This window comes from Deinococcus misasensis DSM 22328, from assembly GCF_000745915.1.
Taxonomy (GTDB): Bacteria; Deinococcota; Deinococci; order Deinococcales; family Deinococcaceae; genus Deinococcus_C; species Deinococcus_C misasensis.
This window is the reverse complement of record NZ_JQKG01000065.1, coordinates 1-20,451: the sequence shown is the minus strand read 5'-3', so window position 1 is coordinate 20,451 and position 20,451 is coordinate 1. Positions and strand designations below refer to the sequence as shown.

General features: G+C 55.4%; 18 protein-coding genes. 8 read left to right on the top strand and 10 right to left on the bottom strand.

Annotated elements, in window-relative coordinates:
* Window positions 1-292: hypothetical protein (locus Q371_RS27625; RefSeq protein WP_034344406.1), on the top strand; the 292-nt coding region annotated here is incomplete at its 5' end.
* Window positions 293-324: 32 nt separating this feature from the next.
* Here Q371_RS27625 and Q371_RS21425 read toward each other — a convergent pair.
* Together Q371_RS21425 and dusA are read right to left on the bottom strand one after the other, a co-directional pair.
* Window positions 325-1,236, bottom strand: coding sequence for a DMT family transporter (locus Q371_RS21425; RefSeq protein ID WP_051964996.1), 912 nt, complete (start codon window positions 1,234-1,236; stop codon window positions 325-327).
* An 89-nt stretch (window positions 1,237-1,325) separates the two neighbouring features.
* Window positions 1,326-2,348 carry a tRNA dihydrouridine(20/20a) synthase DusA gene (gene dusA, locus Q371_RS21420; protein WP_034344409.1) on the bottom strand — a complete coding sequence of 341 codons (1,023 nt, stop codon included), beginning with the start codon at window positions 2,346-2,348 and terminating at the stop codon, window positions 1,326-1,328.
* 165 nt (window positions 2,349-2,513) lie between these two features.
* On the opposite strand from dusA, the gene Q371_RS21415 reads away from it, so the two are divergent.
* A complete protein-coding gene (locus Q371_RS21415) occupies window positions 2,514-4,691 on the top strand; it encodes a CHASE2 domain-containing protein (protein ID WP_034344404.1) in 2,178 nt (725 codons plus the stop codon).
* A 15-nt stretch (window positions 4,692-4,706) separates the two neighbouring features.
* On the opposite strand, the gene Q371_RS21410 is transcribed toward Q371_RS21415, so the two are convergent.
* Window positions 4,707-5,456, bottom strand: coding sequence for a DUF2971 domain-containing protein (locus tag Q371_RS21410; protein ID WP_034344401.1), 750 nt, complete (start codon window positions 5,454-5,456; stop codon window positions 4,707-4,709).
* A 115-nt stretch (window positions 5,457-5,571) separates the two neighbouring features.
* Window positions 5,572-6,693: a cyclic dehypoxanthinyl futalosine synthase gene (mqnC, locus tag Q371_RS21405; protein WP_034344398.1), complete on the bottom strand. Its 1,122-nt coding sequence runs from the start codon at window positions 6,691-6,693 to the stop codon at window positions 5,572-5,574.
* Between the two features lie 416 nt (window positions 6,694-7,109).
* Between mqnC and Q371_RS21400 the strand changes: the two genes are divergently transcribed.
* Both Q371_RS21400 and Q371_RS21395 read left to right on the top strand, forming a co-directional pair.
* Window positions 7,110-7,610, top strand: a complete 501-nt coding sequence (locus Q371_RS21400) for a GGDEF domain-containing protein (protein WP_034344396.1) — start codon at window positions 7,110-7,112, stop codon at window positions 7,608-7,610.
* A gap of 84 nt (window positions 7,611-7,694) precedes the next feature.
* Complete coding sequence (locus Q371_RS21395) at window positions 7,695-8,834, top strand: GGDEF domain-containing protein (protein WP_034344393.1); 1,140 nt, start codon at window positions 7,695-7,697, stop codon at window positions 8,832-8,834.
* Between the two features lie 4 nt (window positions 8,835-8,838).
* Here the strand turns inward: Q371_RS21395 and Q371_RS21390 are convergent, their stop codons facing one another.
* The 4 genes from Q371_RS21390 to Q371_RS21375 all read right to left on the bottom strand — a co-directional run bounded on the left by Q371_RS21390 (window position 8,839) and on the right by Q371_RS21375 (window position 13,879).
* Window positions 8,839-9,117, bottom strand: coding sequence for a cupin domain-containing protein (locus Q371_RS21390; protein WP_034344391.1), 279 nt, complete (start codon window positions 9,115-9,117; stop codon window positions 8,839-8,841).
* Between the two features lie 119 nt (window positions 9,118-9,236).
* Entirely contained in the window at window positions 9,237-12,083 is a 2,847-nt protein-coding gene (gene topA / locus Q371_RS21385; protein ID WP_034344388.1) for a type I DNA topoisomerase, read from the bottom strand.
* Window positions 12,084-12,348: 265 nt separating this feature from the next.
* Window positions 12,349-12,783 (bottom strand): CpXC domain-containing protein, encoded by a 435-nt coding sequence (locus Q371_RS21380; RefSeq protein WP_034344384.1) that lies wholly within the window; start codon window positions 12,781-12,783, stop codon window positions 12,349-12,351.
* 175 nt (window positions 12,784-12,958) lie between these two features.
* Window positions 12,959-13,879 (bottom strand): branched-chain amino acid transaminase, encoded by a 921-nt coding sequence (locus tag Q371_RS21375; protein WP_034344382.1) that lies wholly within the window; start codon window positions 13,877-13,879, stop codon window positions 12,959-12,961.
* 191 nt (window positions 13,880-14,070) lie between these two features.
* Here Q371_RS21375 and Q371_RS21370 point away from each other — a divergent pair, with 191 nt between their 5' ends.
* The 4 genes from Q371_RS21370 to Q371_RS21355 all read left to right on the top strand — a co-directional run bounded on the left by Q371_RS21370 (window position 14,071) and on the right by Q371_RS21355 (window position 17,569).
* Window positions 14,071-14,616 carry a YdcF family protein gene (locus Q371_RS21370; RefSeq protein WP_051964995.1) on the top strand — a complete coding sequence of 182 codons (546 nt, stop codon included), beginning with the start codon at window positions 14,071-14,073 and terminating at the stop codon, window positions 14,614-14,616.
* A 167-nt stretch (window positions 14,617-14,783) separates the two neighbouring features.
* On the top strand, window positions 14,784-15,959 hold the full coding sequence (locus Q371_RS21365) for an extracellular solute-binding protein (RefSeq protein WP_169743901.1): 1,176 nt from the start codon (window positions 14,784-14,786) through the stop codon (window positions 15,957-15,959).
* A 78-nt stretch (window positions 15,960-16,037) separates the two neighbouring features.
* A complete protein-coding gene (gene ftsY / locus Q371_RS21360) occupies window positions 16,038-16,985 on the top strand; it encodes a signal recognition particle-docking protein FtsY (RefSeq protein ID WP_034344373.1) in 948 nt (315 codons plus the stop codon).
* A gap of 8 nt (window positions 16,986-16,993) precedes the next feature.
* On the top strand, window positions 16,994-17,569 hold the full coding sequence (locus Q371_RS21355; protein ID WP_157442865.1) for a hypothetical protein: 576 nt from the start codon (window positions 16,994-16,996) through the stop codon (window positions 17,567-17,569).
* 2 nt (window positions 17,570-17,571) lie between these two features.
* On the opposite strand, the gene Q371_RS21350 is transcribed toward Q371_RS21355, so the two are convergent.
* Together Q371_RS21350 and Q371_RS21345 are read right to left on the bottom strand one after the other, a co-directional pair.
* Window positions 17,572-18,444, bottom strand: a complete 873-nt coding sequence (locus tag Q371_RS21350) for a DMT family transporter (RefSeq protein WP_211253878.1) — start codon at window positions 18,442-18,444, stop codon at window positions 17,572-17,574.
* Window positions 18,445-18,580: 136 nt separating this feature from the next.
* Window positions 18,581-20,263, bottom strand: coding sequence for a dynamin family protein (locus Q371_RS21345; protein ID WP_034344362.1), 1,683 nt, complete (start codon window positions 20,261-20,263; stop codon window positions 18,581-18,583).
* Window positions 20,264-20,451: the final 188 nt, after the last annotated feature.

The following is a 20,451-nucleotide window of genomic DNA, read 5'->3' as shown; positions in this document are numbered from 1 at the left end:
TGTAGAAGGCCTGGCAGAGAACCTCTATGTCAATGTAAGGGGTTATGGTCAGGATCCTGATTTCGCGGCTGACTGGCCATTGGCACCGTTCAGCCGGGGGGAGGTAGAATCGCTGCTTCTGGATCGGGAATTGCTGTGGTTTGAGGACCACCGACCTGTGACAGAGGAAGCAGATCTGGTGCTGACGTCAGGTGTAAGTGCCATGTTTCATGAGGGACAGTTATTCCGCTGGAATATGGGGACCTGGGAACAAAAGAGGGTCAAACTTTTCCAGCAGTTTTTCGGCCTCTGAACCGTCCAAAACTTCATCAAATTCCCCAAGGGTCAATAAGCAGCACCTGCTCTGGAGCGGGTGGGGAAAGAGGCAACAGCCACACCAAGCAGCAAAACCACTCCTCCCAGAATCACTTGCAGGCCGGGATATTCACGGAAAAACAGCATGGCCAGCAAACTGGACCCCACCGGCTCCAGCAGGATCAAGAGGGTGACCAGTGTGGGGTTCATGTGTTTCATGGCCCAGTTGAAACTGGTGTGCCCGATCAGTTGCGGAATCAGGGCCAGCATGGCAATCCAGAAATACGCTTCCAGAGGGGCCTGATACCCCACGCCGAACACCAGAGGCATGGGCAGCAAGGTGAGTGCAGCAGCCCCATATGCCAATCCTGCATAAAGCTGGGTGGGCACCCCGAGTTGTTGGGCCTGCCTGCCCAGCATGAAGTACGCTCCAGCACACATCGCCCCAATCAGGGCCAGCAGGTTGCCCAACAGGGGGTTGGGGGCTGTGGAGGTGGCCTCCTGCCCAAAAGCCACCAGAGCCCCTCCGCCAAGGGCCACGGTGATGCCCACAATGGTCTGCAAGGTGGGCGGGCTTTTCAGGAAAAACCATGAGATCAAAGCCACCCAGACAGGCGTGGTGGTGGCCAGAGCGGTGCTGGAGGCGATGCTGGTGTAACTCAGGGAGGTGATCCAAGTCATGAAATGCAGGGCCAGCATCACACCGGAAGCCAGCATGAAGCCCCATGCCCTTCCAGAAATGGTGTGTTTCTTTAGGCCTTGCAGGGTGAAAGGCAAAAGCACCAGAGAGGCGATGGTCAAGCGTCCTGCTGCGATCACCAGACTGAACAGGGGGGTGTGCTCGGGGTGCGCGTTGGAGGCAAAGCGGATGATCACTGCAGCACAGGACACCGCCAGCACCCCGATGGTCAGGACCAATGGAAGTTGCACTCGGGGATTCATGGTGGACCATCATAACCCGATCCAGCCCGAATGCATCGTGCACAATTTTGGCTGTTCTAGACCGGGAAGCCCAGGAACGACCTCAAACTCTATTGCAAAGGAACGTTTGCCAGCTCTGGACGCTCATCCAGCACAAAATCTGGCACCAGATCCATGGCCTGTTGCAGCACTTCAACGCCTGCGCCGGGTTTGAACGACTGTTCACTGATGTGGCGTTTGAAGGCTCTGGCTCCCGGTTTGCCCTGAAACAACCCGAGGATGTGACGGGTGATGCGGCTGATGTACACCCCTTTTTCCAGTTCCTGAGCCGCATAATCCATCAGTTCCATGAGGATTTCGCGGCGGGTTTTGGCAGGTCTCGGGTCATCGAAAATCAGGGGGTCGGCCAGAGCAAGGATGTAGGGGTTCTGGTAGGCTGCGCGGCCAATCATGACCCCATCGATGTGCTCAAGGTGCATTTTGGCCTGTTGAAGGTCCAGAATGCCACCATTGATGATGATTTCCAGCTCCGGGAAATCTTTTTTCAACTGGTAGACCGTGTCGTACTTGAGGGGTGGAATTTCCCGGTTCTCCTTGGGACTCAAGCCAGAGAGCCATGCTTTTCGGGCATGCACCGTGAAAGAGTGACAGCCCCCCTGATGCACGGTTTCAATGAACTTCAAGAGCAGTTCATAACTGTCCAGATCGTCAATGCCAATGCGGTGCTTGACCGTCACAGGAATGGAAACCGCCTCTTGCATGGCCTGCACGCAATCACGGACCAGTTCAGGTTTGGCCATCAGGCAAGCCCCAAAAAAACCATTCTGCACGCGGTCACTCGGGCAACCGACATTCAGGTTGATCTCGTCGTAGCCGTACTGTTCGCAGATTTTGGCACTGCGGGCCAGATCCTCGGGGTTGGATCCTCCGAGTTGCACAGCGATGGGATGTTCCTGTGCATGAAACCCGAGGTGGCGGTCCTGATCCCCAAAAAGGATGGCCCCTGTGGTGACCATTTCGGTGTACATCAGGGTGTGCTGGCTGATCAGGCGCAGGAAAAACCGGTCGTGGCGGTCGGTCCAGTCCATCATGGGTGCGACGCTCAGGCGTCTGGAAAAGGTGTGTTCAGGCATGGGTTTGGCTTTCTTGCAGGTCGCGCTCTCGGTGCAATCATCAAAATGTGCACCATCATCAAAAGACGTGCAAAGCAGATGTTCTTGATGGTACATCAATCCTGTTTGTGTTGGATGATGCCCGTCATATTTCTGCAAGCATGCATGTGACACAATGCTTTCCATATGAGAACAGCAGCATTCAAAAGCCTGATTGCCTTTGTGAACCCCTCCCGCAATCTCAGGCTGCTGCCCATGGCCCTGCTGCTGCTCGTGTTGCAGGGCTTCAATGTTTTCAAACCTCTGGATGATGGTTTGTGGGACGTCTGGACCCGCACCCTTCCTGCCCGAGAACCCAGTCCTGTGGTGCTGGTGACCATTGATGAGTCCACCCTTGCCCAGTATGGCCGCATCAGCGGCTGGGACCGCCGGATGTACGTGCAGGCCATTTCCCACTTGAAAGATGCAGGGGCATCCGCGATTGGACTGGACATCCTCTTTCCAGAGCGCTCAGCTCAGGACAGGGAATTTGTGCAGAGCATGCAACAACCTGGCATTGTGCTTGCAGACGCCGAGTTGTTTGGTGAACGGGTGCCTCGCCATCCTGAATTGCAAAACGCCACTTATGGGGCCATTTTGCTGAACACCTCCTCGGGGAACATTGCACGCAGTTTTCAAACGGCCTACACTTTTGCCTCGGATGGGAAAACCTATCCGGGCTTTGCAGCCCAACTGGTCCAGCAGACAGGCCAGCCGGTCCTGCCCAAGGAAAACCAGCAATACTTGCGGTACAACGCCCCTCCAGGGCAGGGGTTCTTACAGCTTTCTTTTTCCGAGGTGATTCGGGGCAATTTCCGTTATGGGGATGTGCAAAACAAAGTGGTGCTCATTGGGGTGACGGCTGGAGGCATTGAGCGCGATCAGGTGCTGAGTCCGTTCAGCAACAACCTGCTCGGAGATCCCCTGCCCATTGCAGGTGTAGAAGCACAGGCCACAGCCGTTCACACCCTGCTGAAAGGGGGATTCACCACCCTCCCCACATGGGGCATGGGCGTGGTGACGGCTCTGGCTTTCTTGCTGGTGGCCCTCTCCCAGGTGCGTGGCAGGGCTGTGGGTGTGCTGGTGGTGCTTTTGCTGGCCCTGCAAGGATTTTTGCATGTGAAAGGCATGATCCTGCCCCTCTCTGCGCTGCTGATTGCCGTGACCGGAGGACTGCTTTTGCGCCTGATTTTTGCTTTTGCAGAGGTACAACAGGGGATCACCCTCCAGTTGCGCCGTCTAAACCAGCAGTTCAATGGACAAGAAGCCTCCTTGCGAAGTCCCCTCAAACGGCTGGAGTTGCTGCAAGAAATCGAAGAAAAACTGGCACAGGAACGGGCCAGATTGCAGGTGTTGCTGGACAACGTGGACACCCCCATGTTTCTGGCACAAGCAGGCGGTCAGATCACCTTGCAAAACCCCTCCTCCCAGAGGTTGCTGGGCGATGCCCCTGCTTTGAACAAACTGCAGGAACTTTTCGATCTTCCAGACCTCGCTGAAGGCACGGAGAGGGTCTTGCAAGGCCAGGGGAGCTACGAATCCCTCAGCGAGAATGGCCTGATCACCTTGCGGCCTCTGGCCAGTGGTGGACTGGTGGGCACCATCACCCCCACCAACCGCTTCACCCACCTGTTGGAGCAGCACGACCAGCAGGCCGCAGCCATCGTGCACGATTTCAGAAGCCCACTGACCAGCATCCTCGGGTTTTCACAGTTGCTGGAGTCAGACGCCACACAGGAACAAAAAGAAATTCTGGGCATCATGCGCTCCGAAGCCCGCCGCATTGCAGATTTGATTGATGACTTCTTGATGGTGTCCCGCACCAAGGCCGCCATTCTGGACATCCGCGAGATGGATCTGGCTGCTCTGGTGCGTCGTGCAGCCACGGTCGCTGCGCCCATGTTCACCGAAAAACACATGACCCTGCAACTGGACCTGCCCCGCACCCTGTTTGTGGACATCGATGATCGGGCCATGACCCGGGCCATCCTGAACCTGCTGTCCAATGCCGTCAAATACTCCAGTCCGCACACCGAAGTGCAGGTGAAACTCAGAACCGAAGGGGACGATGTTTGCCTGAGTGTGCAAGACCATGGGGTGGGCCTCTCTGAAGAAGACCAGAGAAGGCTGTTCGGGCGCTTTTTTCGCAGCAACAACCCGGCCATCCGGGAGGTCAAAGGGACCGGGCTCGGGCTTCACACCGTCAAAGAACTGGTCAAGGCACACGGGGGCGAAATTCTGGTGGACTCCGCCATCGGCAAGGGATCCACATTCACCATTCGTCTGCCCATCCGTGAACTGGCCCAGGTTCCAGAGTTGACCTGACCATCCACCTGACCGTCAGAACTCGGGTTCCCACAGAAAACGTGAAGGCTGCAAGCGGTCCTGCAACTGGATGTCCCCGTGGTAGGTTTCGCACAGGTTGTGGATGATCTCTGGGAGGTGTTCTCCGGCATTGGGGTTCACGTAAATGTTCTGGATCAGGGCATCAAGGTCCACATCAAACGCCTGAAAGATGGGAGGCTCGAAATCTTCCAGAGCGCTGTGTCTGGAATGGGTGTAGCTTTCCATTTCTGAGGGTTCAATGCAGTTGGCCAGCAAGCGCACCTCCTGTTCATACTGAAAACTGATGTCCTTGAAATTGACGTTGTTGACCCGCACTTCCGATTCGATGTTGTTGGCGGTCATGTCGATGTAATGGATTTTCACCAGATCCATCCTCTGGTCCACGGCTTTCATGGCGGTTTTCAGGCGGTGAACGGTGGTGTTGATGCACACGCTGTTTTGCTCACGGCCATAAATCTTCCACATCGCATAGCATTCCTGCTCTGAAACGTTCCAGCACACCACATGGGTGTGTTGCCTCATGTAATGCAAAGCCAGACGGGTTTCCAGTTGCTTCTGGCGCGATTCCTGATCTTTGACTTGCAATTCCAGAGCCTTTGGAAGGTGTCCTTCAAAATGGTCTTCAAAGGTGTCCACCCGCCTGAGGGCCAACTGTGACCTCTGCAACAAAAACAGAAAACTGGCCAGATCCATGTACCGCCAGATCAAGGCATCGTCAGGGACTTCTGTGCATTTGAGAGGCATATTTCACTTTAAAAATGTTTTTGGATGCCAGAAAGCAAGATTTCCTGAAATCTGAAGACAGCAAAAATCCCTCCAGAATTTGGAGGGACAGGCATTTCAAACTGTGCCAACCAACTCAGACAGGATGGGCAGGTTGTTCAAGGAAAGCCACAGCATCAATCGGCTTGATGACCTGAAAGTGGCTGTTTCTCTGGGCAGGTTTGTACCCTGCATCGTGGATGATGCGGATCAGTTCACGCACGGTGGCCTGATGGCGGGTGTGACCTCCGGCAGCAGACACCACGTTCTCTTCCAGCATGGTTGAACCCACATCGTTGGCCCCATAGAACAGTGCCGTCTGGGCCACTTTGAAGCCCTGTGCAGGCCAGGAAGCCTGAATGTTTGGCTGGTTGTCCAAAGCAATCCGACTCACCGCAAGGTTTTGCAGGTACTCGTAAGCCGTTGCGCCGGGGGCTTTTCCTGCCAGACGGGTGTTTTCGGTTTGCAAAGTCCACATGGCAAAACCAGCAAAACCGTTTTGATGTTCCTGCAAGGCTTTGTCCTGCTGATCGCGGATTTTGATCAGGTGGCTGGCCCGCTGCTCCAACGTCTCGCCAAAACCGATCACCATGGTGGAGATGGTGTACAGGCCTTTTCTCTGGGCGATGTCCAGAATGCGGAACCAGTCAAAGGTGCGGATGCGGGCAGGTGCCGCTTTCGCCCGCACGTCGTCTTCGAGAATCTCGCCCCCTGCACCGGGCAAACCGTCAAGACCAGCCTCGATCAGGCGGTCCAGAATTTCATCGGCGGTCATGTCAAAGAACTTCTCGAACCCGAGGATTTCTTCAGGGCTGAAGGCCTCGATGCGGATGGTGGGATGGTGGGCTTTGATGTGGCGCAGCAAACCCGTGTAGTAATCGAAAGGCAACTCGGGGTTGACCCCACCCTGCATCAGGATGCGGGTGCCACCCACTGCTTCAAGCTCACGGATTTTCTGGGAGATGTGCTCGTAATCCAGCGTGTAAGCATCGGACTGGCGTTTGGTGCGGTAAAACGCACAGAAGTTGCAGGCCACATTGCACACGTTGGTGTAGTTGATGTTGCGGTCGATCAGGAAGGTGACCACCTGTGGATCCGACCGCCTGAGGCGCAATTGGTGGGCCACAGCAGCCACATCCCCGAGGGGCAGATGGTACAGGGAGACAATCTCTGCGTGTGAGAGGCGTTCTCCGTTCAGGGCTTTTTCCAGGACATCCATTTCATCTCACTTTAACACCACAGGGGATGTGAAATTGGGGAGGAAAGCCCTGTTGTCAGGGTCAGCCTCAAGTCTGACTTTTGGCATGTCACTTGAAAAAGCGTTCAGCGATCAGCCATCAGCTTTCAGTAAAAAGCTCACCAAAAGGCTTTTGCAAACAGCAAAACAAAAAGACACAAACGGAACGCCACTCAGACTTTCCCTTCAAAGGGCAGCCAGAAAACTGTCCTTATGGCTGACGGCTGAACGCTGATGGCTGATGGCTACTTTGTGTTGGCATGGCCTGACAGCAACTTTGCGCTTACCCGGGCCTTGTTCGCCTGTTTGCAGGGTGGCATTTTTTATACACTGTGGGTACACCTCCTGGTCCCCCCAGTTTTGATGCTTCACCCATTTCTTGAACAAGGACGTGACAAATGATGGATGAACCGAATCCCTTGAATGTGCTGGATGTGGACAACCTCATCCATGACCCGGTCACGGGTGCTTACAGCAAAGCCCTTTTTTCCTCACGCCTGCATGAGGAAAGCGCCCGGGCCACCCGAGAACTGGGTGCCCTGTCTTTGTGCCTGCTGGACATCCACCAGAATGGTACCCTGTCAGACCATCAGGCCAGAGACATCCATGCGGTTCTGAAAAGCACCTTGCGGGCTTCTGATGTGGTGTTCCGCTTCAGCAACACCGAATTTGTGCTGATGCTGCCCGGCACCATCAAAGTGGATGGGGAAAGGACCTGCGAGAGGCTCCTGCAGGCCCTTGAATCCCAGCAAACAGAAGGGGTTGCTGTACACATGGGGTTGGTGACCTTTCCAGAAGATGTGTTGCAACCTGAAAAGCTGCTGGACCTTTTGCAGGTGCGCAAAAATGCTGCCTTGCGTTCAGGCAGTGGAAATTTTGTCTCTGTGGGTCTGGAATGACCGCCTGATCCATCACCTTTTTTGCAGGCACTCAGGGCTACACTGAAACATTCTGTTTCACCCTTTTGGACTTCTGGAGCCAACATGGACCATTCTGAAGCTGTCCCCGATGATTTTTTGATCCGAGATCCCCTGACGGGTGCTTACACCCGTGGCTTGCTCCATGCCCGTCTGACCGAAGAACTGGCCCGTGCAGAACGTGAAATCAGCCCTCTGGTGGTGTGCCATTTTGATCTGGACCATTTTGCAGGGTTCAACCAGCAAGCTGGCAGTGCAGCCGGAGACCAGATCCTGAAAGACACGGCCCTCTGGACCTACCAATCCATTCGGACCTCCGACCTGCTGTTCAGGGCCGGCTCGGATGACTTTGTGCTGGTGCTGCCCAGCACCACCCGAGAACAGGCTTCTGTGGTCTGCCAGAGGATTCTGGACCGCTTTCTGACCTGCCCGGTGTCGATCAGCATGGGTGTCGCCTCCTACCCCGAAGATGGAGACAGCACCGAGCAGTTGCTCCAAACCGCCCAAAAACGCCTCCTGTTGGCCCAGCAAGAAGGAGGCAACCAGTTCATCACCCATGAGGCCGGAGAACAACCGAGGGTGTATTTCAACCGCCTGTTGCGACCTCTGGAACGCGCAGCCCAGTTGAGTGCTCTGGAAGCGTTTCTCCATGACCTGAGAACCCACCATCAGGGCCTGTTCACTGTGGCAGGCGAACAGGGTTCTGGACGCACCTTTTTCCTCCGTCAGGCAGCATTGCTGGCCCAGCAGCACCAGTTTGTGGTGCTTCCATTGCAACATCCGGCACAGGACCAGCAGACCTTTGCAGAAGCGCAAATCCTGCAAACCCTGCTGGATGAGGTGGAGCAATCCGGAAAAGCGGGCCTGCTGGTGCTGTATGACGGACAGGATCCCCTTCCCGCCTCCCTGATCCAGCAGGTGTTTCAAGCACACGACACCACCCGACCTCTGGGTGTGGTGGCTGTTTCAGGGACAGAACAGGAGGTACAGGTGCCTCTGGTGCAGAACACCAGCCTGCCTCCCCTCAGCCAGAGTGCTTTGCAACAGTGGATCAAAGACATCTTCCACTGGGAGGCCCCAGAGCCCTTCATTCAGGACATCCTGCACCACTCTGGTGGGTTGCCGGGTCGGGCAGTGCAGCACCTGCAAACCTTACTGGAACAGGGAAAACTGAAGTATCAAGGCGGCAGTTGGACCGTCCTCTGAGCTTTTAAAGGCGCAACATCAGCACCAGGGTCTTCCCCACCGGGGTCAGCACTCTGGTTTTTCCTGCTTCGATGCGGGCAGCTTCCTGTTTTTTCAGGTGCACGAAGTCTCCATGTGGCAAATCCACCAGCAGTTCACCTTCCAGACACAGGTAAAAGGTGTCCAGAGCTTCATCGGGTCGGGGTTCCAGCAACCAGCAGGTGAGGGTGTCTCCTCCGGTGTGCGGCAGGTGGATGGGGGTGTTGGGCAGGGTCTGGGCAAGTTGCTTGAGCTGGATTTTCATGGTTGTCTTTGCAAAATTTCAGAAAGGAAGCATGGACCTTTGGCAGACCTGGGCCACTTCTGGCCTGTGATCCTGCCTTGATCCATGCTCCAGTTTACAATCAGGGACAATCAGGGCACTCAGGCCGTGACGGTTTTGCGCCACGCCTCTTGCAGTTTTTTGGAAATCTGCAGGTACATGCCTTTGGCTTTTTTGACTTCGAGCCCCAGCTCTGGCGCCACATCTTCGGCTTTGCGGTTGTCCTCGCGCAGGGCCACGATCAGCTTGCGTTCGGTGTCGTTCAGGACATCCAGATGGGATTTGAGGTCTTTCCAGTCGGCTTTTTCCTTGCTTTCTGCAGGTTTGCTGGCCGTTTTGGCAGGGGTTTTGCTGGCCGTTTTGCTGGTTGCCTTGGTTTTGCTGCTGGCCTTGCTGACGGTTTTGCTGCTTTTGCCCGAGGCGGCTTTTTTGACTTTGCCTGCTCTGGCTTTGGGCGGTTTGCCCCGCTCGGCCATGAGTTCACGGGCTTTTTCTGAGGTGAGGGCGTGGGCGTCTTCACCGGTGCGCAAATAGGCGTTGTTGTCTCCATCGGTCAGGTAAGGTCCGAAACGGCCCACCTTCACCAGAATGGGGGTGCGGTCTGCATACTCAAAGACTTTGAGGGGAGCTGCAGCCTGTCCCATGCGACCTCTGGGGGCAGCAAACAGGGCTTTGGCTTCTTCCACAGTGACCGTGAACAGCATGTCGTGGCTGGCCAGTGTGCGGTTGTCTTTGCCCTTTTTCAGGTAAGGACCGTAGCGCCCATTCATGGCCCAGACTTCTTCGTTGTCCAGTTCACCGACCAGACGGGGAATGGTCAACAGTTGCAGTGCCCGTTCAAGGGTCATGGCACTCAGGGAATCGGTGGGGAAAAGGCTGGCGGTTTTTTCGCCCATCTGGATGTAAGGGCCGTAACGTCCAGCTTTGGCCACCACGTCCTGACCGGTCTCAGGGTCCTGCCCGAGGATGCCATCGTCTCCGCCTTTGGAGAGGAGTTCTTCGGCCTGCTCAAGGGTCAGTTCGTCGGGGGCAATGTCGTTGGGAAGGGTGGCACTGACCTCCCCTTTCTTCATGTACGCCCCGAATTTGCCCAGACGCACTTCGATTTCAGCACCCTTCAGAGCGGGCACTGGAATCAGGCTGATGGCTCTGGGATCGATCTGGTCGAGTTGTGTTTTGATCTGGGATTTGAGGCCCTCATCGCCGAAGTAGAAAGCCTGCAGGTAAGGCACATGCTCCATGCGGCCTCCTGCAATTTCGTCGAGGTCTTCTTCCATCCGGGCCGTGAAGTTGTAATCCACGAGTTTGGAGAAATGGTTTTCCAGCAAAGCCTGCGTGGCAAAAGCCGTCCAAGTGGGGATCAAGGCCGTTCCACGCTTGAACACATATCCACGGTCCTGAATGGTGGAGATGATGCTGGCATAGGTGGAAGGACGGCCAATTCCAGCGGCTTCCAGAGCCTGCACCAGAGAAGCCTCGGTGTAACGGGCAGGGGGCTGGGTGTGGTGCTCGCGGGTGCGGAGGTCTCTGGCCCGCACATCGTCCCCTTTTTGCATCGAGGGCAGGATCAGTTCACGGTCTTCCAGAGCGGCCTCTGGGTCATCGGAGCCTTCCACATAAGCCCGCAGGAATCCGGGAAAATCGATGGTTTTGCCACTGGCGCTGAAAACCGCGTCCAGACCTTGCAAACGGACCTGCATTCTGCGGCCTCTGGCATCGGCCATCTGGCTGGCGACGGTGCGTTTCCAGATCAGGTCATACAGTTTGAACTCTTCGTCGGAAAGTTCGCCCCGGACCTCTTGAGGGGTGCGGAATTTGGAGCCTGCTGGACGGATGGCCTCGTGGGCCTCCTGGGCGTTTTTGGCTTTTTTGTCGTAGGTGCGGGGAGAGGGGTGCAAATACTCCTCGCCGTACATCTGGCGCACCTGTTTGCGGGCCGCTTCCATGGCCTCTTTGGAGAGGGTGGTGGAGTCGGTGCGCATGTAAGTGATGTAACCCTGCTCGTAGAGTTTCTGGGCAATCCGCATGGTGCGTTGCGCCGAAAACCCGAGTTTGCGTGACCCTTCTTGCTGCAAACTGGAGGTGATGAAGGGCGCATAAGGTTTCTGGGTGAAAGGGCGCTCCTCGGTGGAGATCACCGAGAAAGGGGCTTCTTTCAGGCGCGCCAGCAAGGTTTCAGCATCTGCCTTTTGGAGCAGAACCACTTTGGCATCGGGTTTGAGTCGCCCGGTCAGGGGATCAAAATCTTTGCCCGAGGCCAGACGCACCCCGCCCAGTTCAATCAGGTTGGCGGTGAAACGTTCTTCTTTGAGGGTGTTGAAAAGCCCCTCAAGGCTCCAGAACTCTGCGCTTTTGAAGCGCATGCGTTCCCGTTCCCGCTCCACGAGCAAACGGGTGGCCACACTCTGCACCCGGCCAGCACTGAGTTTGGGGGCCACTTTGCGCCAGAGCACCGGAGAGACTTCGTAGCCGTACAGGCGGTCCAGCACGCGCCGGGCTTCCTGTGCATGCACGAGGTTTTCATCGATCTGGCGGGGGTTCTGAATGGCACTGCGGATGGCTTCAGGGGTGATCTCGTGGAACACCATGCGCTTGACCGGAACTTTGGGTTTCAGTTCCTGATACAGGTGCCATGCAATGCTTTCCCCTTCGCGGTCATCGTCGGTTGCGAGGACCACTTCTCGGGCTTCTTTGACCAGAGCCTTCAATTTGGCAACGTGTGGTTTCTTTTTGGAGGGAACCACATAAAGGGGTCTGAAATCATGTTCCACATCGATGCCCAGGCTTGCCCAGGGCTTTTGTTTGTATTGCTCGGGCACTTCGGAGGCCGAATTGGGCAAGTCACGAATGTGCCCGATGGAGGACTCCACCTGGTAGTCCTTCCCCAGATATTTCTCAATGGTTTTCGCCTTGGCGGGCGATTCCACAATCACCAGTGTCTTAGCCATTCCCCAAACCCCTGTCACCCCGAGTGTTCATGTGTTCGATCATCTGCAAGGTGTTCACCGTCGTGCCTGCTTGCTGGATGTCCCTGCTTGCTGAATTTCATAGGGATTCCAACTTCAACTTAGTCGGCACATTAGCACAAATGTGGAAGATGCGCTAGCGCATCCAGCGAAATTGAAAAACCGTGAATTCCCACTGAAGCATCAAAAAACCCGGAGTGCTCCGGGTCCAGTTGTGTGCTTTTTGAACCATGCACCCCAGCCAGCATCACATGACTTTGCGGCGTTTGCGCAGAATCGGATAGAATTCGGCCAATTTGCGGCGGAAGTAAATGTAAGTCAGCAGTTCATTGATGTCAAAAACCACATGGTTGCTGGAAACATACGGAGGCAGGCGTTTGCCCGAGAGTTCCACCCGACCGTTTTCATCAAATTGCTCGAAAGCCTCCAGAGAGGGGTCTTCCAGACTGGCAGCAGGCACAAAGTGCACGCAGTATTCCAGTTTGGGATCGTAATAGGTCAGGGGTTCTTCCACAAAACCCACTTCTCCGCAGGCAGGGCAGGTGGTGGTGTTGATTTTGCCGGAGAACAGTTCGTCGTGCAGCTCTGGATGGGTGCCGATGTTCAGGACTTCATACAGGGCCACCTGGTATTTTTTGTTGCAATTGGGACAGGTGTGGGGGTGCTGTTTCGCGCTGGTCATGTTCATTCATATTGTACAGAAATTTTACATGTCTGACAGTGATGGTCGGCATAGACAGGCACGATTGAAAACCAACACATTGGCAAGAAAAGCCGCACCCACAGGGGTGCGGTTTCCAAAAATCACCATAGGTCCCTTTCATAAGGCCTTGCCTGTCTTTCAAATGGGCAGGAGGTCACTCGACGTAAGTCAGCCAGTGGTCGTAATCAGGGTTTTTCCCGGTGACGATGTCCATGTAACGCCCACGGATTTCTCTGGTGATTTCCCCAGCTTTGCCGGTGCCAATTTCACGGAAGTCGATGCTGGAGATGGGAGACACCTCGGCGGCGGTTCCGGTCATGAACACCTCATCGGCGGTGTAAAGCTCATCGCGGGTGGCCATCACCTCTTGAACTTGCAGACCCATGTCACGGGCAATGTGGAAGATGCTGTCTCTGGTGATGCCGGTCAGGGTCACGCTGTGGGCAATGGCATACATCTTTTTCCCCTTGATGAAGAAGATGTTCTCACCACTGCCTTCGGAGACGTAGCCTTCTTTGTCCAGCATGATCGCCTCATCGAAGCCTGCGCTGATGGCATCGGCTTTGGCCAGAGAACTGTTGATGTAATTGCCGCCCGCTTTGGATTTGGTGGGCAACACGTTGCCGGGAGAACGTGCCCAAGAAGAGGTGACCAGTTTTGCACCTTTCTCAATGGCTTCATCTCCAAGGTAGGTGCCCCATTTCCAGGCCGCCACCATCACTTCCACCGGGCAGGGCAAGGGGTTGAGGCCCAGAGATTCCCCTCCACGGAACACCAGAGGCCGGATGTAGCAGGCATCGTAAGCGTTTTCTTTGACCACCGATGTGATGGCAGCGTTGATTTCGTCTGCGGTGTACGGCACCGGCATGCGAATGATTTTCGCACTGTTGAACAGGCGCTCGGTGTGCTCCTGCAAACGGAAAATGGCAGGTCCTCTGGCCGTGGAGTATGCACGGATGCCCTCAAAAACACTGCTGCCGTAGTGCAGGGCGTGGGCCAGCACCGAAATGCGGGCCTCCTCCTGAGGAACCAGTTTGCCGTTCAGCCAGATCTGTCCTGCTTGAATCCCACCCATGTGTGCCTCCTGTTGTTGTTCGCAAAGAGATTTTACCCCATGTCAACGAAGCGCATCCGATCAACATAGACACAAGCAGAAACCGAAAGCACAGGGCACAAATCTAAATTTCCGCACCCTTCCATTCCTCTGGCTTGCAACGTAGTATGAGGGTCGGAGTTGATGGCAGGATGCGTGCACAGGGGTCACAAGTGGGAATTTTGACGTTGTTGATGATGGGACTCCCCCATGCAAGCCCTGCAAATCTGCCGGTTCCCCAACCCACCGTGATTGTGCTGGGCGCAGCACAGTACAACGGAAAACCCTCCCCGGTTTTCAAAAGCCGTCTGGAACATGCACTGGGTCTGTACAAAACCGGCAAAGTGCACTGCATCATCGTGACCGGAGGCAAAGCCGAAGGAGACAGATTCTCTGAAGGCGAATCAGGCCGCAAATTCCTGATCCAGAGGGGCATTCCTGCACAGAAAATCTTTGCGGAAACCACCAGCCGAAACACCTATGAAAACCTCAAAAATGCCAGAGCGTGGGTGAAAACCCCGGTCAGTGTGGTCACCGATTCGATCCACATGCCCAGAGCCCTTGCGATTGCCAAAGACCTCGGAATGAAAGCCAGTCCGAGCCCCAGTCCCTTGCCTGCCAACACCAGCAAGACCTTTCTGGAGAATTACTCGAACCGTGAGCGTCTGGCCTACATGGCGTACCTCCTGATGGGCGAAAAAGCCTTTGAACGCAAGTGAAAGCGCTTCAAAGACCATCAAAGCCACTCACCTGATTTTCTATGGAACAACATTCTCAAGCAGGCTTTCACAAAGTCTGTCTGAAAAGCGGCTTTCCCGAATGGATTTCAAAACGGATTGTGCGCTTTGTGCAACTTCTAACCTGTTTTGCACGTACAATTTCAGGCATGAAACGACTGTCTGTTCTGATGCTGCTCCTGCTCGGGGGCGCTCAAGCCAAAACCGAAATCAAACTCTGGCACTACCTGCTGGCCGATCCCTCTCCTGCCATGCTGAACAAGTTTGCCACCGAATTCAACAAATCCCAGGACGAATATGTCATCAAACCCGAGTACGCAGGGGGCTACAAAGAGATGGGACAGAAAATCATTGCAGGGGTGAGGGCCAACAACACCCCTCCTGCCATCCTGATTGACAATGCCTTTTTTGTGCGCCTGATGCAAAGCGGTCAACTCAAAGACCTCGACAAACTGGCACAAGGTCTACCAGATGCTCTGGTCTCTGACATCTATCCGGTGGCCTGGAATGTGGGCAAAAACAAAGACGGTCGTTTCGGGTTGCCTTGGGCTGCCAGCAGCATGCTGATTTTCTTCAACGGTGCTGCTTTCAAAGCCAAAAATGTGGCCCTGCCCGACACCTGGCCCGAGTTTTATGCTGCGGCCCAGAAACTGACCTCTCGGGGGACCAGTGGGGTTTCTTTCATCACGGAATCGTGGATTTTTGCTTCCATGGTCTACAGTCAGGGCGGAGACCTCGTAAAAGACAACAAACCCAACCTGACCGACCCTGTGGTGCAAGAAAGCCTGCAACAACTGGTCAACCTGAAAAACAAAAAAGCCCTGATTCCCAGAAGCACCAGCGAAATCCAGAATGCCGTGATTGATTTCCTGCGCACCAAAACTTTCATGGTGGTGGCGCCCAGCAGTGCTTTCCCTCTGGCCTTCAAGAATCCCAATTACCTGAATTTGCAGGTGTCGGCCTATCCCCTGCCCGGCTCCACCATTGCTGGAGAAGGCCAGTTTGCAGTCATGAAATCGGCATCGGATGCACAGGCCAAAGGGGTGATGGAGTTCTGGAAATTCCTCATGAAGCCCGACAACCTCAAAGAGTGGGCCACCGAGTCTTACTATGTGCCTGTCCGCAAAAGCGTGGCCAAACAGGTGACTTCGGATCCCATTCTGGCTGCTGCAGTCAAGAGCTTTGAGCGCTCCCAGAACCTGCCCGCTTTCCCTCAACTGGACGACTGGCGTCTGGATCTGGAAATTGCCATTGAGAAAGCCCTCAAAGGCAATGTGCCTGTGGAACAGGCCCTGAAAGAAGCACAACAGAACGCCCTGAAGTGAACTGTTGGAATTGTGAATTGAAAAAAGATACATCTGCCCCGATGTTTTGATGTTCGGTCGGCTAGAATACGGAGGATTATGAGTTGGTTTCAAAGGCTTAAAGAGGGTCTGAGCAAGACCCGTCAACAATTGAACCAGTCGGTGGGGGTTCTGGGAACAGACCTCAAAGACATCTTCACCAACCGTCTGGAAACCCTGGAAGACCTGGAATACGCCCTCATTGCCGCAGATGTGGGCCGTGCAGCCACCGAAGAAATTCTGGAGGACATCAAAAACAGCGGTCAGACCAACCTGCAAGAGGCCCTGATGCAGGCCCTGATCCTGCAACTCGAACCTGATGCAAGAAGGGCACAGTACCGCAAAATCGGCTTCACACCCGATGCCAAGCGCACCACGGTTTTGCCTCAGGGCAAAGTGATCATGATGATCGGCGTCAACGGGGTGGGCAAAACCACCACCATCGCCAAACTCGGGCAGTACTATCAAGGGCTCGGGCGCACCGTGATGTTCGCTGCTGGAGACACTTTCCGTGCTGCCGCAGGGGCACAACTCGGGGTGTGGGGAGACCGTCTGGGCATCGATGTGGTGCAGGGACCGGACGGGGGCGACCCTGCTGCCGTGGCTTTTGATGCAGCCAGCGCACGCAAAGCCCGAGGGGTGGACCTCCTGATGGTGGACACCGCTGGACGCCTCCACACCAAGCACAACCTGATGGAAGAATTGAAGAAGGTCAAACGGGTCATCCAGAAAGCAGACGAAAACGAACCTGCCGAAGTGTGGCTGGTGCTGGACGCCGTGACCGGACAGAACGGACTCAATCAGGCCAAGAAGTTCCACGAAGCCATCGGCCTGACCGGTGTGGTGGTCACCAAACTGGACGGAACCGCCAAAGGGGGCATCGTGGTGCCCATCGTGCGTGAACTCGGGGTGCCCATCAAGTTCATCGGGGTCGGCGAAAAGGCCGAAGACCTGCAACCCTTTGATGCTCAGGAATTCGTGCGGGCCCTGTTCGGCCTGGACGATTGATTTTCAAGATGGAGGTGCTGGACAGGCTTTACGCTTACCATCAACCTCTGGCTGCCAGTGCCTCTGAGGGGGTGCTGGCTGCACCTTTGACCCCCATTCTGGGCTTGAATGCCGCTTATGGAAACCACCCAGAGGCATCCCTTTGCCTCTCAGGCCCACCCATCAAAGATCGGAAGCTGGTGCAAACCCTTCAGGTGGGCACGGTCACAGGGGTTTCTCCCTCTGGCAGGCATCTGGTGGAACAGGTCAACTGGTTGCAAACCCGCAACTTTGCGAAAGTGCTGTGCCAGAGCTGGAACCTTCCCGAGTGGGAAAAACCTGTCTCGCAGCACCTCAGCATGAAGTTGCAGGAGCATCCAGAGTACATTCCCCTGCTGTGTTATCAGGCAGGCCACCTGACCGGATGTGCCCTTTTGAAAGGACATCAGGTGCACCTCTGGGGGGTGATGCAGCCCGATGCCCTTTCAGATTTGCTGCATTTTGCTTTGTCCTTCTCAGGAAGTGAGATTGAAACCACACTGACTGCAGGGCATGCTGTGCCACTGGAAAATCGGACTTTGCTCGGGTACTGGCTGAAAACCTGAATTTAAACCTCTGGTTGCACGGCTTTCACAGGGGCCGGTCTGGATGCAGGCTTCAAAACCAGAGACACCCCCACAGCGACCACCACCATGCCAAGCAGTGCCAGAGCGTTCAGGTTTTCATGAAACAGCAAGAAGGCTTCAAGGGCAGTGACCGGAGGGACCAGATAAAACAAACTGGTCACCTGTGCGGTGCTGGTCCTCTGGATCAGGTACAGCAGGAGGCCAATGGCCCCCAGAGACAGCACCAGCACCAACCAGATCAGGGCAAACCAGAATTCTCCGGTGAATTGAACCTGATGGCTTTCAAAAGTCAGGGCGAGGGGAATCAGGACCAGACTGGTGGCGGCATATTGCACAGCAGTTCCGGTCACCAGAGGCATCCCTGAACCAAAGCGCTTCTGATACAGGGTTCCAGCCGTGGTGCCGACCAGAGCGATCAAAGCAGACACATAAGCAAGAGCAGGGACATTGCCATGGATTTTCTGGCTGACCACCATCACCACGCCTGCAAAGCCCAGCAGCAACCCCACCCATTGCAGCACACTGCCCTGCTCTCTCAGGGTGTAGCGGGCAATCAGGGTGCTCAGGATGGGCTGCAATCCCACAATCACCGCAGCCATGCCAGCAGGCATCCCGAGGTGAATGGCATAAAACACCCCACTCAGGTAAGCCCCGTGGAGCAAGAAACCCACCACCGCAGCGTGGCCGTAATCGGCTTTCTTCATGGCTTTGCCTTCCTTGATGAAGGCATTGAGAATGAGGAGCAAAACCGTGGCCATCACCAGGCGCAGGGACAAAAAGGTGAAGGGTTCTGCATAAGGCAACCCGTATTTTGCACCAATGAATCCGGTGCTCCACAACAGGACAAACAACATGGGGGCCAATCTGGGCAGGCTGAACATCTTCACCTCTCTGGGACACAGTTTAAGGCCGATGTCCCTGATTTAGGTGCATCGGCCTAGCCTGTGCTGAATTGTTATTCAGTGGCCTGTTTTCAAAGTGGATATCAATTCAAGACTGCACACGGCCTTCAAGGTCCTCGATGCGGGCAATGAATTCGGTCAGTTTGCGGTTCTCGGTGTTCATGCGGTCCTGCTCGGCCTTCACAAAACGGGTGTAAGGCGATAGGGCATCCCTGAGGCGACCATCCAGACGTTCCTGCTCCAGATTCACTTCACGGCTTAAAGTTTCACGCAGCAGGATTTTGGCATCCTGCACCTGATTTTTCACCTGATTCAAGGCTGCTTTCCTGCGAATGGGAATCCAATACGCCCCGAGAAACACCCCGGTCAGGCTGGCCAGAATGCCTGTCACATCTGCGGCGGCACCCCCGATCAGGGCGATCACCGCAGCCCCGAGGCCAATTCCACCCACGCTGATCAGGCCCGCTTGCATGACACTGCTCTGGGCATTTCCACTGAATTCCTGTGTGGCAGAAGGTTCCAGAAGCTCTTTGGTGTGCTCCTCGGTTTTGTTGCGGAGGGCTTCCAGCACTGCACTGCGGTCCATCTGGAAACGGCTTCTGGGGATGTTCTCTCTGGAACGGCTGGTCAGCTGGTGCTGCACATCCTCCCAGAAGCGCAAGTTGCTTTCCATCAGGCGGTCCACACTGTGCGAGAGCACTTTTTCCAGATCCCGTTCCAGATTGGCAATGGCTTCTTTGCGGAAATTCTCTTCCAGACGGTCCGGCTTCATGAGGTCCAGTGTCCGGCTGATGCGGTAATAGCGGTTGATGAAATTCTCGGCGCGCTCCTGAAAGGCATTTAAGGGTTCTTCCAGCAAAGCCAACTGGTGGGCCAACTCGTCTTTGACCTCATGGCCGTGGACCCGGGCCTGCATTTCCAGATGCTCAAAGGTTTGCAGGTCGTTTTGCAGCACCACCCTGCTGCGCTCCAGATGGTCGGTGTGGAGGCGGACCAGTTCTCTGGCCACCCCCAGAGGGGTCATCAGTTTCAGGCGCACCCGTTCTTTTTCGCTCAGGCGATCCACCAGCGTGCGTTTGAAACGCATGAATCCATCGTCTTCACCTGTGCGTTTCTGGTTGCGGGCACTCAGCATGAAAATCTGTGGGGTCACCCCGAGGGTGTGGGTGGCGTGCTCACGCACAAAATTCAGCACCTGCTCGCGGTCCTGAGCGGTTTCCAGCAAATCCGCCTTGTTGATGATCAGCATCACATTGCGGCCCCAACGGCGGGTCAGTTCCAGAAATTGCCGTTCAGATTCGGTGAACGGATGGTCTGCACTGGTGATGAACAGCACCAGATCCGCTCTGGGCAAAAACCCCTCGGTGATGGTCTGGTGCCGACGGATCACCGCATTGGTTCCGGGGGTATCCACCAGAGCGATGCTGTTCAGGTCCTCCAGAGGCAAGCGCTTCTTCACCACAAAAGGGTCAGGGGTGGGTTCAAGTTCCCCATCTTCCCCATTCAAAAGCACATAAATCCGGTCCGTGGTGGGCGTGACCCCCTCTGGCAATGAAGTGGTGTTGAGTAAGGCATTCAGGAAAGAACTTTTCCCTGCATTGAATTCTCCAACCACCACCAGCAGAAACACCTCATCCAGTTGCAGCAGAGAGGCTCTGGCGTGCTGTGTGACCTCTGGAGGTGCCCCCGAACTTTCCAGAAAAGCATGCAAATCGGTGAGCAAAGCGCGTTCAGCCTGCAAAATCTCTTGAATGGCAGAGGTGACCAGCATGCTTCAGTTTACGAGAGTGCAGGGGAAAAAGTTCTGGGATTTGTTGCAGGGTGAAGGGTCGGTGAAGTTGTGGGGACGGTGGGGGCGTGCCTTGCCGAGAGCCGAGAGCCGAGAGCCGAGAGCCGAGAGCCGAGAGCCGAGAGCCGAGAGCCGAGAGCCGAGAGCCGAGAGCCGAGAGCCGAGAGCCG

What these genes read in the sequence shown, in the direction of transcription:
- mqnC (WP_034344398.1), bottom strand. Translation starts at nt 6,693, where the DNA reads ATGGATGTCCTGGAAAAAGCCCTGAACGGAGAACGCCTCTCACACGCA.
- dusA (WP_034344409.1), bottom strand. Translation starts at nt 2,348, where the DNA reads ATGCCTGAACACACCTTTTCCAGACGCCTGAGCGTCGCACCCATGATG.
- Q371_RS21375 (WP_034344382.1), bottom strand. Translation starts at nt 13,879, where the DNA reads ATGGGTGGGATTCAAGCAGGACAGATCTGGCTGAACGGCAAACTGGTT.
- Q371_RS21395 (WP_034344393.1), top strand. Translation starts at nt 7,695, where the DNA reads ATGGACCATTCTGAAGCTGTCCCCGATGATTTTTTGATCCGAGATCCC.
- Q371_RS21380 (WP_034344384.1), bottom strand. Translation starts at nt 12,783, where the DNA reads ATGACCAGCGCGAAACAGCACCCCCACACCTGTCCCAATTGCAACAAA.
- Q371_RS21365 (WP_169743901.1), top strand. Translation starts at nt 14,784, where the DNA reads ATGAAACGACTGTCTGTTCTGATGCTGCTCCTGCTCGGGGGCGCTCAA.
- topA (WP_034344388.1), bottom strand. Translation starts at nt 12,083, where the DNA reads ATGGCTAAGACACTGGTGATTGTGGAATCGCCCGCCAAGGCGAAAACC.
- Q371_RS21350 (WP_211253878.1), bottom strand. Translation starts at nt 18,444, where the DNA reads ATGTTGTTTGTCCTGTTGTGGAGCACCGGATTCATTGGTGCAAAATAC.
- Q371_RS21410 (WP_034344401.1), bottom strand. Translation starts at nt 5,456, where the DNA reads ATGCCTCTCAAATGCACAGAAGTCCCTGACGATGCCTTGATCTGGCGG.
- Q371_RS21400 (WP_034344396.1), top strand. Translation starts at nt 7,110, where the DNA reads ATGATGGATGAACCGAATCCCTTGAATGTGCTGGATGTGGACAACCTC.
- Q371_RS21390 (WP_034344391.1), bottom strand. Translation starts at nt 9,117, where the DNA reads ATGAAAATCCAGCTCAAGCAACTTGCCCAGACCCTGCCCAACACCCCC.
- Q371_RS21415 (WP_034344404.1), top strand. Translation starts at nt 2,514, where the DNA reads ATGAGAACAGCAGCATTCAAAAGCCTGATTGCCTTTGTGAACCCCTCC.
- Q371_RS21355 (WP_157442865.1), top strand. Translation starts at nt 16,994, where the DNA reads ATGGAGGTGCTGGACAGGCTTTACGCTTACCATCAACCTCTGGCTGCC.
- ftsY (WP_034344373.1), top strand. Translation starts at nt 16,038, where the DNA reads ATGAGTTGGTTTCAAAGGCTTAAAGAGGGTCTGAGCAAGACCCGTCAA.
- Q371_RS21345 (WP_034344362.1), bottom strand. Translation starts at nt 20,263, where the DNA reads ATGCTGGTCACCTCTGCCATTCAAGAGATTTTGCAGGCTGAACGCGCT.
- Q371_RS21425 (WP_051964996.1), bottom strand. Translation starts at nt 1,236, where the DNA reads ATGAATCCCCGAGTGCAACTTCCATTGGTCCTGACCATCGGGGTGCTG.